The sequence below is a fragment of the Natronorubrum bangense genome, assembly GCF_004799645.1.
Taxonomy (GTDB): Archaea; Halobacteriota; Halobacteria; order Halobacteriales; family Natrialbaceae; genus Natronorubrum; species Natronorubrum bangense.
In genome coordinates this window covers 133,691-146,189 of record NZ_CP031308.1, presented here as the reverse complement: position 1 = coordinate 146,189, position 12,499 = coordinate 133,691, and the positions used below count along the sequence as shown (strand labels likewise).

Annotated in this window: 11 protein-coding genes and 2 pseudogenes; 6 read left to right on the top strand and 7 right to left on the bottom strand. The window is 54.4% G+C overall.

Translation table 11 applies throughout. The features are described 5' to 3' along the window. Positions 1–231 precede the first annotated feature (231 nt). Positions 232–465, bottom strand: coding sequence for a hypothetical protein (locus DV706_RS22200; protein WP_240756946.1), 234 nt, complete (start codon positions 463–465; stop codon positions 232–234). Between the two features lie 539 nt (positions 466–1,004). Here DV706_RS22200 and DV706_RS20865 point away from each other — a divergent pair. Together DV706_RS20865 and DV706_RS21910 are read left to right on the top strand one after the other, a co-directional pair. Next, a complete protein-coding gene (locus tag DV706_RS20865; RefSeq protein ID WP_240756944.1) occupies positions 1,005–1,241 on the top strand; it encodes a DUF5786 family protein in 237 nt (78 codons plus the stop codon). Positions 1,242–1,367: 126 nt separating this feature from the next. Further along, on the top strand, positions 1,368–1,520 hold the full coding sequence (locus tag DV706_RS21910; RefSeq protein WP_205849565.1) for a hypothetical protein: 153 nt from the start codon (positions 1,368–1,370) through the stop codon (positions 1,518–1,520). Positions 1,521–1,581: 61 nt separating this feature from the next. Here the strand turns inward: DV706_RS21910 and DV706_RS20860 are convergent. Further along, positions 1,582–2,916, bottom strand: a pseudogene (locus DV706_RS20860) (RNase J family beta-CASP ribonuclease). Between the two features lie 530 nt (positions 2,917–3,446). Beyond that, positions 3,447–4,598: a mandelate racemase/muconate lactonizing enzyme family protein gene (locus DV706_RS20855; RefSeq protein WP_006065935.1), complete on the bottom strand. Its 1,152-nt coding sequence runs from the start codon at positions 4,596–4,598 to the stop codon at positions 3,447–3,449. A 127-nt stretch (positions 4,599–4,725) separates the two neighbouring features. On the opposite strand from DV706_RS20855, the gene DV706_RS20850 reads away from it, so the two are divergent. Together DV706_RS20850 and gfcR are read left to right on the top strand one after the other, a co-directional pair. Beyond that, entirely contained in the window at positions 4,726–4,974 is a 249-nt protein-coding gene (locus DV706_RS20850) for a MarR family transcriptional regulator (protein ID WP_006065934.1), read from the top strand. A gap of 79 nt (positions 4,975–5,053) precedes the next feature. Beyond that, positions 5,054–5,686, top strand: coding sequence for a transcriptional regulator GfcR (gfcR, locus tag DV706_RS20845; RefSeq protein WP_006065933.1), 633 nt, complete (start codon positions 5,054–5,056; stop codon positions 5,684–5,686). 94 nt (positions 5,687–5,780) lie between these two features. On the opposite strand, the gene hisI is transcribed toward gfcR, so the two are convergent. After that, positions 5,781–6,158, bottom strand: a complete 378-nt coding sequence (gene hisI / locus DV706_RS20840) for a phosphoribosyl-AMP cyclohydrolase (protein WP_006065932.1) — start codon at positions 6,156–6,158, stop codon at positions 5,781–5,783. A gap of 673 nt (positions 6,159–6,831) precedes the next feature. Between hisI and DV706_RS20835 the strand changes: the two genes are divergently transcribed. Continuing rightward, positions 6,832–8,742: a beta-CASP ribonuclease aCPSF1 gene (locus tag DV706_RS20835; protein WP_006065931.1), complete on the top strand. Its 1,911-nt coding sequence runs from the start codon at positions 6,832–6,834 to the stop codon at positions 8,740–8,742. 29 nt (positions 8,743–8,771) lie between these two features. On the opposite strand, the pseudogene DV706_RS20830 reads toward DV706_RS20835, so the two are convergent. Continuing rightward, positions 8,772–9,278: pseudogene (locus DV706_RS20830) on the bottom strand (macro domain-containing protein). A gap of 144 nt (positions 9,279–9,422) precedes the next feature. Here DV706_RS20830 and DV706_RS20825 point away from each other — a divergent pair. Then, a complete protein-coding gene (locus DV706_RS20825) occupies positions 9,423–10,778 on the top strand; it encodes an MFS transporter (RefSeq protein ID WP_006065929.1) in 1,356 nt (451 codons plus the stop codon). A gap of 17 nt (positions 10,779–10,795) precedes the next feature. Here the strand turns inward: DV706_RS20825 and DV706_RS20820 are convergent, their stop codons facing one another. Then, positions 10,796–11,596, bottom strand: coding sequence for a universal stress protein (locus DV706_RS20820; protein WP_161569825.1), 801 nt, complete (start codon positions 11,594–11,596; stop codon positions 10,796–10,798). 227 nt (positions 11,597–11,823) lie between these two features. Then, positions 11,824–12,492, bottom strand: a complete 669-nt coding sequence (locus DV706_RS22605; protein WP_006065927.1) for a DUF7504 family protein — start codon at positions 12,490–12,492, stop codon at positions 11,824–11,826. Positions 12,493–12,499: the final 7 nt, after the last annotated feature.

Genomic DNA, 12,499 nt, shown 5'->3' with positions numbered 1-12,499 from the left:
CTTCCAGAATCCGATCCTGTTGATCGATAGGAGTGGTGATGATTCCGGAGTTGATTTCGTCTGTGAGCGGGTTGTGATAGAATCCGATGTTGGCTTTTGGACCGCTGCCGGGAAGATACGAATCGGGGATTTCGATGAGAACGCCGAGGTCGCCTTCTGCATACTCGTCGTACAGCTGCTGAAGGACGCGTTTGAGTCGAGGCATGTCCGATTCCTGTGGTGTGATCGAGATTAGCCAGCGGAGCGTCTCTCTATCGGGATCGTCGTCTTTGTAAAAGAAACAGTGTTCCTGGTACCCTTCGAGGGCAACCCACCCAAGTAATCAACGGGACCGTCGTTAGCGACGAGGATCTCTTCTACGTGCCGGATTCTCGCTGACGGATATTCCTCGCGGACGATCTTTGGGAACCGTTCGACCTGTATTTCGGGATCAACGTCGAAATCGAGTTGCAGTTCGCTAGTCATGGATGTACGATCCGGCGGCTAACGGTTCGAACAGCTAGAAGCCGGGTGGACCTCTCGGTTAACCCGGCGGGTCTATCGCAAAATAACCATCGATCTCAAACAGACGTATAATACGCCGTGTGACAGTACTCATTCATTTCGAGCGCATTGGTGACGATCTGTTCGTGACCGAATCCTATTGATGGGTGTCATTCGAGTCAAAAAACTCGACTGCTCGGGCCTAACGCGGTTGTGGATCTTTTTCGGTAGTAGCGTCCGAATGCGGTTGGAGGTCACCCGTCATTCAAGTAGGTGTTGCGAATCAGGAGATCGACGTGCTTGTGGAACGCTGCCGGCACGTCGTTTCGGATGGGAAGTGACGTTGCGGGTCGATATAATAGGAGGTGAAGGGACCGATCGAACGCGAAGTCCAGGTATGAGGGCTGGTTGATCTTGGTAACGTTACCGTGACTGAAATCACAATGTAATGCAGGGCGTGTGGTTCTCTCAGCGCGCGTCAACGGATCATGAATCTTGGATGATAAACAAATGAGCGCTAATTGAACCGGTGGAGATATACGCTTGGCCCGGAAAACGTAATTCATGGGTTTGGTAGCTACGACGAGTCTGAGCAGCAGCAACAAAACGTCAGCGACGAAGACGACGAGGACGCTGCTGTGAACGTCCACGAAAACGACTACGAAGGAGAGATGACCGTCGAAACAGGGGACTCGACTGATAACCTGATCGGTCAATTGCAGGAGATCAAAGAGAACAAAGAATCTGAAGAGGAGTGATCCGCACCCGTTAATGCCAGCTATCTGCCCGATGACGCCCTACGGCTGAGGCCGAATTACTCGTTTCTGCCGCCGAACAGATGAGTCAGGATCTGTTCACCTGAAAGTGCAGAGACAGAACACGAAGTGACTCTCCTCGAGATCCCGACGTTCGAAGTCGAACTCGAACGGCTCATAGATCCAGAAGCCGGCGAAGAGCGGTATGAGCTGGAGTACGAGAGTTGGTATAGACTTATCTCTACCAAGTTGGACGGCAGAACGACGACCTTCCGTGTGTAGTTACCGCGGAGATCGTTCGGTAATCACTCAGTCACCGCCTATGAAGGGAGATAGGACGCGATCAGTTTATTTGAATAATGTTCCCGTTCGACGTGGTGTGTAAATCCCGCCCAAGCGTGTATCCTTGATCGGATGCGAGATCCACGTATCCAGAGAATCCACCGAGGTCCTGATGTGCCGGGATATATTCTCTGGTTGAAGGGCATCGAGCATCGTATAGTGTCCCTCCTGGCAGAGGTGACCCGAGACGTGAATGTCGGAGTAGACGCGCGCCCCTTGCATGCCAAGCAATTTCTCCGCTTGATAGCGTTGTCCTTCGTTGGTTGGCTCGGGGATTACACGTGCGGAGTACACCACCTTGTCGCCAGGTTCGAGTTCGAATGCGGTTTCGCCACGCGCCATTCGCGTGAGGAGTGCTCGTGGTTCGCCCTGATGGCCTGTGACGATCGGCAGGAAGTTTTCTTTCCGTCGTTCATAATCCGTTCTAGGGTCTGTTCAATTGAGCGGCGGTAGCCAACCATCTCGACATCCGATGGGAAATCGACGCCGATCCGCTTCGCGGTCCCCGAGTACGTTTCCATCGATCGACCGAGCAGGATCGGCGTCCGATCGATATCTCGTGCAAATTCGATAAGCGATTTAACCCGGGCGATATGGCTTGAGAACGTTGACGCGAGGATTGCTCCGTCGTAGTCTTCCATGCTGTAGAGGACGTCGCGGAGGTGTTCTCGCGCAACGTTCTCGCTGGGGGTCCTACCTTTCTTGTTCGCGTTCGTACAGTCCTCGATGTAACAGAGAACGCCCTCACGACCGATCTCACGGAAGCGATCCATGTCGATTGGGTCGCCGATGACCGGTGTGTGGTCAATACGTTTATCGAGTCCGTAGACGATCGCACCTCGGGCGTGTGCAGGACCGGGTTGATCGCCTGGATGATCGAGTGGGTGACGTTGACGAATTCGAGCTCACAGCCGTGGTCACCGATCGTCATCGTTTCGCCAGCTTCCATCTTGACGAGATCGTTGTTGAAATCGAACTTCTGTTCCTCCTCGACCTCACCGCTCACGAGTTCGATCGTGAATGGTGTCCCGACAATGGGTGCGTCGTATCGATGAGCGAGTTTGCTGATCGCCCCGATGTGATCGAGGTGGCCGTGAGTCGGGACGATCGCCTGGACGTCCCCTTCGAGATCGCTCATGACCCGGTCGTCGGGAATCGCACCCATGTCGATCAGGTCGAGACTGTGCATCCCTTCCGTTTGGATATTATCGTGGATAAGAACTTTCGACAGGTTCAGCCCCATGTCGAAGATCACGATGTCGTTGCCTGCGCGGACGGCGGTCATCTGCCGGCCGACTTCCTCGTAGCCGCCGATTGTTGCGATTTCGATTTCCATAGCTAGGACCGATCATAGCAGTCCAAAACGCAGCTACGTAGCCAGAACGGCCACGATAGAGCAGAACGCAAACGTTCGCGGGCGTGAGTACGTACGTTGATCACGTCCTTGACGTTTCCAAATCGAACGCTCCGTCCCAGCTGCGTCAAGGACAGCGCCTCTTTCGGTTAGATGTTTATCGGGACTCCGTACCTAAGTACCCCTGGGTTCCAATCGAGAAACACCGACGATGCCATCGAACGGCTGCATGGTCGGAACAAGCCGAAATACCCGTGGAAAGACCTACTCAGTGTGCAACTGGTGAAGGTGGTTCTCGCAGTCAATACAAATTCGACCAACTACTTCGTTCGGGTTGCCATCTTTTACGACCTTGAACAACGTTTGTCTCTCCACATATCAAATATTCCTCCATATTTTCGATTACGGGTCGAGTGATCGAAGCTCTATTCCGTCCTTGGATTACGAACGATAGCCGCATCCGTATGCGAGTAGAATCGCTGTCGCTTGAGAGAACAGCTGTGATCGGAGAACTATGGCCGTTTGAGCGCCCCGTCTTTGTCGAAGAGACTGTGGCTGTCTTTCGGTTCGCCAGGGTATTTTCGCGCAACTTCCGCATCGAATTCGACACCGAGACCGGGCTTATCGGGAACTTCGATCGCTCCATCCTCGACTTCGAAGTCGTGTTTAACGATCTCATCGCCCCACTCGACATCGCGGCTCATGTGTTCGAGTACTTCGAGATTTTCGACTCCTGCACAGAGGTGCAGTCCAGCGGCAGTACTCACACCAGCGTTGGGATTGTGTGGTGCGAACGTCATGTACCGTGATTTGGCGATGGCCGCCGCGTGCTGGAGTTCCTGCAAACTCCCGTAATTCGTCAGATCGGGTTGGACGATGTCGCAGGCCTGCTTACGAACGATCTCCTCCATCGTCTCGTTGTTGTAGATACGCTCGCCCGTTGCGACGGGCATATTGACGTGCTGGGTGACGTCCGCCATCACGTCTCGATCTTCGAGTTCGACGGGTTCTTCGAGGAACATGATGTCGTACTCTTCGAGGGCGTTAGCGACTTCGATCGCCCCTCGGCGGGAGAAGCGACCGTGACAATCGAGAGCGATCCCGACGTTCCAGCCGACGGCTTCCCGGACAGCTTCGAGCAATTCTGCGACCTCATCGATCTGGTCGTCCGTCAACGAGTACTCGTAGTGTGCGAATGGGTCACATTTCAGTGCTGGGTACCCCTGTTCTTCGACGGCCTTCTTCGCGTGGTAGGCGTAATTTTCCGGCGTCCGCTCGCCGATGTGCCAGCCGTTCGCGTAGACTGGAATCTCGTCGTGGACTTTCCCGCCGAGCAGTTTCCAGACGGGTTCACCGTAGTACTTGCCGGCGATGTCCCAGAGCGCGATATCGAACGCAGAGGCGACCGCGTTAATGAGTTTGCCCGCGCGCCACGCGAACGGATACCGGCGCAGTTTGCGACTGATCTGCTTTCGATTCAACGGGTCCTCGCCGATGAGGTAGTGCTTGTGGGCGTCTGCCGTCGCTTCGAGAGCGGCGGTCAATCCCTCTCCGCTGAGCGCTTCGCCGACGCCAGTGATTCCCTCGTCGGTTTTCACCTGGACGAAAAACCAGTTGCGCCAGTCGGCATCGACGACGAACGTCTCTACATCTATAACTCGCATACGAGTACACTTTGATAGTAGTAGAAAGAGGTTTTGAGTTCACCGCGATTTAGGCCATCGAGCGAACAAGCATGAACCGCAGTTGATTTGCTAGTTCGCGCTAGAGAGTACCGCATACAGTTATCGAATGTCGGAAACAGATACAGAGCTATCAGACCTGCCCCCGAGCGCCAAACTCGTCTACAAGGTGCTCGAATTCGAGGAAGAACTGACCCAGAAGCAACTCGTTGAGGAAACACTCCTGTCTCCACGCACCATCCGGTACGCGCTAGAGCGCCTCCAATCCATCGGCGTCGTTGAAGAAGATATCTACTTTCCAGACGCCCGGCAAAGTTTGTATCGAGTGGTGGAACCGAGTTGTGCTACATGCGAGTGAGAACATAGTACACGCCGTTTGCCTTGCCATATCGAAACAAATCTGTGAGGGGGTGAGAGACCCCATATTAGCCTTTCATATGAAAAATGTGGATGACCTTATTGCGAGCGCAGCTGAACTCACTGACCAGAATCTCTCGAAGGGCACAATCGCTGACGAACTGAATGTCTCTCGGGAAACGGCGAGCTGGCTTGTCAAACGGAGCGGGGCAGTGCCAAGAGACACAAGTCAAAGAATTCCAGATATCGACGATCTACAAGACGTCCACATCGATTGGTCTGCGGTTGGGGAAGACAGCAACCGGATGACTGCTATTGCGATGGCTATGACGGATTTACTCGCGAACCACGGCAGGGATATTGATCTCACAGTGGGCATCGAGAAAGCTGGCGCCCCGATCGCGTCGCTCGTCGCTTCTGAACTTGAGACCAGCTTCGCAACCTACGCTCCGTCAAAGCACCAGCGGGTAGAGGCCGATACCCAGGAATCCGGTGGAGCCTTCTCTCGGAACTTCGCTCCTGTCCACGGACGAGAATGCTATATCGTCGACGATACCATCACGAGTGGCACAACCATGCGTGAAACCATTGAAGCCATCCGCTCTGACGGAGGTAATCCTCTTGCATGTGTTGTTCTCGTCGACAAACAAGGAGTGGATGAACTCGCTGATGTTCCAGTCTACTCGTTGTTCCAGGTAATTCAAATCCAGTGATATAAATGTGCCCCTAATCAAATTCTCATTAATAAAATCAACCTACAATATTGGTGAATGGGACAAGCACTATCGGCAAATCTCCCAACAACTGTTACTCGTATACTTCACTGGGATCAAACGCTTTCTCTTCCACAACTTCTCCGTCAATCGTTCGATAAAAGCACGACCGATACCCAGTATGACAGGCACCACCTTCCTGTTCGACTCGGTAGAGAAGAGTGTCGCTGTCGCAATCAACACGGATCTCGCGAATTCGCTGAATATGTCCGCTTGACCCGCCTTTTTGCCAAAGTTCGTCTCGGCTCCGAGAGTGATAGTGCGCAGTTCCTGTGTTCTGTGATTTTGCGAGCGCTTCCGGTGAGACATATGCTAACATGAGTATTTCGTCTGTCTCGGCATCCTGAGCGATTGCAGGAATCAGTCCATTGTCGCCAAACTCGAGTTCGATAGTCGGTTGGTCGTCTTGCATGTGAGCATCGTTGAAAGAGAATCAGATACCAATTCCTATTCCGCGATCCTTCTCATAATCCCCGAACGGTGATCTTTCTGTGGACTCAGACACCAAGATTCAAATCAACAGGCGACAGTAGTCGGACTTGGGGCGGCGATGACGAATAGGTTACCCCTCTGAGCCCCTTGTGATGACGGCACTGGCCGAGCCGCTTCCTTCTGAAAGAGATGTACCTCCCCTAAATGTGTAGATGCATCGAAGAGGCGAAACAGCGGGCAGAAGTCCACAGCAGCTATCTCGCGACCTCCAGATCACGAGCATGACCGAGATCCTCTACGTCTCGGACAGTGGACGCTGCCCACGTGCCCTCAGCCAAAAGGCCTCATCGGGCTCTCGAAAGCAAGTTACGTTAGCTAGGAGGGCAAGCGGTCTTAATGGTTACTATCGTGCCGATTGCCACCAACCAGCCTGGATAGGAGGTGCGAAGGTTTTTACCCCTCGTCACGAAGCTATCAATAGCAGTTCATCACCTCGCTTGGGTTATTCAAGCAAATATGGGTGATTGGCTGACCGATTATCCAGGAACAGGACCGATCAGCCGATCTGTCGCGGAGAATCGGTTACGGATGGAAACGAGACGGTAATCGGTTCTGGCCACTACTGGATACGACACTATAGCGCCCCCTCCTGTATGAGCGACGACACGACCCATTCCGACATATACGACCGCATCACAAGCGAAGCTCCCTCCCATCTCGACGTCACGGAGGTGCAGTACGAAGGCCCGGAGCTCGTGATATATACCGAGACTCCTCGCGAGTTCGCAGAAGACGGTGATCTTCTCGGAGATATTGCACGCTCACTTCGAAAACGGGTGACAATTCGACCGGCACCAGGAACGCAGTCAAGCCCCACAGAAGCTGAGACAACGATCCGTGAAATCGTCCCTGATGACGCACAGATACAAGACCTCGAGTTTTATCCGACGATCGGGGAGGTACTCATTGAAGCCAAAAAGCCAGGGCTCGTGATCGGTCGACGCGGAGGTACACTTCGCGAAATCACACAGCAAGTTGGGTGGAACGCAGAAGTCGTTCGAACGCCGCCAATAGAGTCATCCACGGTCGACAACGTCAGAAATTTCCTGACTCAAGAGCGCGGTGAACGACGCGAGTTCCTCAAACAGGTAGGTGAACAAATACACGGTTCGCCTCGAAAAGACGTGGAGTGGGTTCGAGTTACGACACTCGGCTGTTGCCGTGAGGTCGGGCGGGCGAGTTTCGTCCTTCACACCCCCAACACGAGGGTTCTCATAGATTGTGGGGACAAACCCGGTGCAGAGGGAGAAGTGCCGTATCTCCATGCACCTGAGGCAATGCCGCTGACAGATATCGATGCTGTTGTTCTGACGCACGCCCACCTCGACCACAGTGCGCTCCTCCCATTACTCTTCAAATATGGGTACAACGGGCCGATCTACACGACAGAACCGACGCGGGATCTGATGGGGCTCCTCCAACTCGACTATCTCTCCGTCGCCTCGAAAGAAGGGCGGTCGCCACCGTACTCGAGTGAACAAGTCCGCCAAGCGATCATGCACACGATTCCGGTCGAATATGGTGATGTCACCGACATTGCACCGGACATCAAACTCACGATGCACAACGCAGGACACATCCTCGGGAGTGCCAGTGCACACTTCCATGTCGGTGATGGCTTTCACAACGTCGTCTTCTCCGGCGACGTCCACTACGAACCAACCCGGCTATTCAACGGCGCAGTCAACGACTTCCCGCGAGCAGAAACGATGATCATGGAGTCGACGTACGGGCGTCGTGGAGACTTCCAGACGGACACGGCAAAAAGCGAAGCCAACGTTCACCAGATAATCCACGAAACCTACAAAAAGGACGGAATAACGGTGATTCCTGCGTTTGCCGTCGGTCGCTCACAGGAGCTGATGCTCGTTCTCGAAGAAGCGATGCGAGAGGGTGACCTTCCTACGATGCCGGTCTACCTTGACGGGATGATCCGGGAGGCAACAGCGATCCATACAGCCTATCCAGAGTATCTTCGCGATGGTCTCCGCCAGCGCATTCTCCATGAAGATGAGAATCCGTTCATCGCAGAGCAATTCCGACAGGTCGATGGCGGACAGGAGATGCGCGAAGAAATCGCTAGCGGTGAGCCCTGCGTGATACTCTCGACGTCCGGCATGGTGACTGGTGGACCGATCATGTCTTGGCTCGAGTTATTGGGGCCGAACCCGAACAACACGCTGCTGTTCGTCGGCTATCAGGCTGCTGGGACACTCGGGCGGAGAATCCAGAGTGGTCATACAGAGATTCCGATGGAAGGGCGGAGTGGACGTGCGAACCATCTTACACTCGCATTTCGGATCGAATCCGTAAGCGGCTTCTCAGGGCACGCAGATCGAGCTGGCCTCAAGAAGTATGTTAAAGAGATGAATCCACGACCGGAGACGATTCTGTGCGTTCACGGCGACGAGCAAGCGACAGATCAGCTCTCTTCTGCGCTATACCAGCAATACAACGTCAGGACGTATTCGCCGAAAAATCTGGAGACGTTTCGGTTCCCATGACACCATCTTTCCAGTGAAACCTGGGGAGCTCACCCTGACTGAATCGCATCGGCAATCGACTCGAGTTCGTCATATTCGCCTTCTGAATAGGCGATCACGAGCATCAGTTATGGTTGAGGGATCATAGTTCCAGATTTCCTCGCAGACGAGTCGGGCTCCATCCCGAAACTCGAAGCCGGCCGCCCCGGTCCCCAAGATCGGGATCACGATCGACTCGCAGTCCAGTTCGTCTGCTTTCTCAAGTGACCGTCGAGTTGCATCCCGAATACTCTGTTCCGTTGCCCGACCATCGCCGTAGTGAGGCATCGCTGCTGCGTGAATCACGTAGGTTGCATCGAGATCGTATGCATCGGTGACGGCAACTGCTCCTAAGTCGATCGGTCCTTTCTCCATCGCTGCCTGGTTGATCGGTCCGTTCGCAGCACGCCTGAGCGATCCAGCGACCCACTTCCCATCCGCAAACTGGTACCGGCGGCGTTCACGAGCGCATCTGCTTCCTGAGCGGCGATATCACCGCGGATGACCGTAAACTCCATATGAGGCAGATCGGTTTCGATCGCCTAAAATCCGGCTCCCAGTAGCGGTGAATCGACTGGCAACTACAGCCCCTTTCTGTAACTACTCTTGTATCTTCGGCATCGATTCGAAATGGCTTTACTCGGATCGTTGAAAATTCAGGTGTGACCGAGAAGCGAGAACAGTTTTGGGCGCTTTATCTCACCCGGTTCGCCGAAGGATTCGGGTTCATCACGCTCATCACACTTCTCCCGTACTATATCAATACGCTCGACCCATCAGATACGACGATTCTCGGGTTGACAATTAGTGCAGGTCTCATCATCGGTTTGTATACGACCGGGTTTACGCTCGCCCAAACCGTTGCTGTCGTCCCACTCGCGTGGGCCGGTGATCGATTCGACAAGCGAACTGTCTTGCTCGGTGTGCTCGGTATTGGCGTCGGCGTCTACGCCCTGTTCCCGCTCGTCGACTCGAGTGCTTCATTCATCGCAATCCGTGCGCTCCAAGGGGTCGCCGTTACCGGTGCAGGGTTGATGACGTTGTCGCTCGTTGGCCAGATTGCAGATGTCGGAACCCGAGCAAACTACATCGGGAAAGCTAACGCAGCAAGTTTTGGGGCATCCATTTTAGGCAGTATCAGCGCAGGAACGCTCTACGATGCGTTTGGGTTCGGACCGATTTTCCTCGTCATCGTCTGTATCATGGTGATTGCCTGGGCCGGTACTTTCTGGTACTTAGAGCCGGACGGGACGCGAATCGAGGGGTTTCCGTTTACCGGGCTCGCCCTCAATCGCCGCATCCTGACGCTCTCGAGTTTTCGCTTCCAGTACGCCTTCTCCGTCACGCTTGTGCGAACGTGGATCCCGATTTTTGCGGGCGTCTCCGCTGCGGAGGGTGGACTTGCATACGGTGGCTTCGCTGTCGCGTTGACTGTGGTTGCCGAGAAATTCACGAACATGTGCTGTCAGCCGTTTACTGGACGGCTCTCCGATGGCTATGGACGGGCTCTATTCGTCTTTTCGGGCGGTGCTGCCTACGGTGTCATCGCGTTGTTCGTGCCACTCTCGCCGGCGATCGGCACGACACTTGGATTGCCGTCTGAACTCGTCGTGTCGCTCCCCGCCCTCATGGTAGGAGTTGCGCTTCCAGCGTGGCTACCATACGAATCGATCCCAGGTCAGTTCGTACTGATCGGCGAGGTCTCTCCGGCGTTTTTCCCATTAATTGCCCTTTCAGGGCTCCTCGGTATCGCAGATAGCTTTCGTGAGCCGGCGAGTATGGCGCTGTTCGCCGACGAAGGCACCGAAGAAGGCGGTGTTGCCTCGAGCTTTGGGATTCGTGAACTCGTATGGCGGCCAGGAAGTGTGATCGCCCCGTTGCTCGGTGGCTGGCTCATGGTCGAGGTAAGCATGGCATCGGTCTTCTACGTCGGTGGCGCGTTTGCGTTGACTGGTGTTCTGACGTTTCTCATCATTCTTGTGTCGTTCCACGGACGGCGTGCACTCACCGAGTGGTGACAGGTACAGAAACCACGTCAGTTCGTCCGCAGGAACTGGTCGTCGTGTTTGCGGTCGTCCTCTCGAAGGAAAAACAACGCGTAGGACTGTGCTGCCACGTCGGCATAGTGGGTTGGAAAGGTCCAGAGTTCGTCATCCCAGCCGATTTCACCTTCTCTGACGGCGAGGGTTATGACGAAATCAGTTGACTGAAGATGAAGTGCGAACTCCGACTGAAGATCGCTCCAAGACGAGGTGAGTTTGAACTCGGCCTTGATATCGATCTCAACGAGATCGAAGAGCTGGCGATACCGGTGAGCATGCTCGCCATACGTGTACACTGTTATCCCAACGTCAAGCTCGGCTGCGAGTTGCTTGGCATTATAGATCGCTTCATAGAATCCCTGATGATGGTCGATCTCCCAGGGAATAACGAAATGGATGTGGGTGATTTCCGATAGCCCCTGTCCAATTCGGCAAAGGTAGACCGGGAGAGGTAACTGAGCGAGCACTGCATCAACAGTCCGACCAAACGTCGAACGATCGGCTGCGCAAACAGCATCCCACCCCATAACGAGAAGATCGGTATCCGTTTCTCGTGCGCTCTGAACGACCCCTGCGGATACATCGCTTCCCTCATAGACAGCCATTCGCATCGCCGTGTTTCCAGGCTCCTGTTCTGCAATCCGCTTTAGGTAGGCGTCTGCATCGGAGCGGGAATCGGCTGTTTTACCAGCGTCGTCATTGACAACGCTGACCAGATGAACTGGTTCGTCTCCGTACCGGTGTTTGAGTGCACATGCAAATGAAAGGAGCTGCTGCGGGTCCTCTTCCGTCATCGGGAGCGGAAGAAGAATGTACGGATCGATTGCTCGGGCATTATCGATGTCTGGTCCGAGAAATGGGACACGAGCGAGTTGCTTGGGGGGTGCACTGCTGGTTTGTGTCCGCTCAGCTGACGGAGCCTCCGCTGATTGGCTACTCGAGGTGAGCCAGAACCGAATCGTAACCACTCCAATTATTCCGATAAGAACACCCGCAGCGACGTACAGGCTCGTCGGGAGACTCAGGACCATAGGTCACGGCCGCGTGCTCGTTCGTAGTCGAATCCCAGCTGTCCATCTGCGGATTCTTCTACCCAGAGGACGCCATCGAAGATCTGCATCAGTGCGTTCATCGTTGCGTCGTCGTGTTGGGTGTACTGTATGCTACACACGGTGAGACTCGAGTTCTCGCGCTGTCGCTCAATTCGATTCTGGAGGACGTTTACCACCCGATCGAGATCGTCCTCGAGGAGCAATGGGGTAAGCGATTGAATCACGAAATGCGTTCGCAGGCAGGATTTCGAGAAGGCGGTGTGCAATTCCCAGAACGCTAATGTGAGCTGCACTAGCTCCCCAGGATACTGAATCGAGATGGTCGGATGTTCTTGATATGGTGCCGATTGATAGTGCTTGGCCGTCGCATCGATGACCCCAAATCGGCCGAAGCCAGTCGACCTGTTATCGGTATATTGGCGGATGATATCGTCCGCAGTCAGTGACGTTGTCGCCGCGATGAGACACTCGTCACTATCCGTGTACTGCGCTACGACGCGAAGCGGCAGTTCGAACTCATCGAAGGGCGCCGGTTTTGCGAGAAGAATCGCGGCTCCGGGAGGTACCGATTCTGGTAACGTCTGTAATTCAATCGATCTCTCGTCTACGGGTGGGGGGTCTGTGTTTGGCGTGTTCATGGCTAAT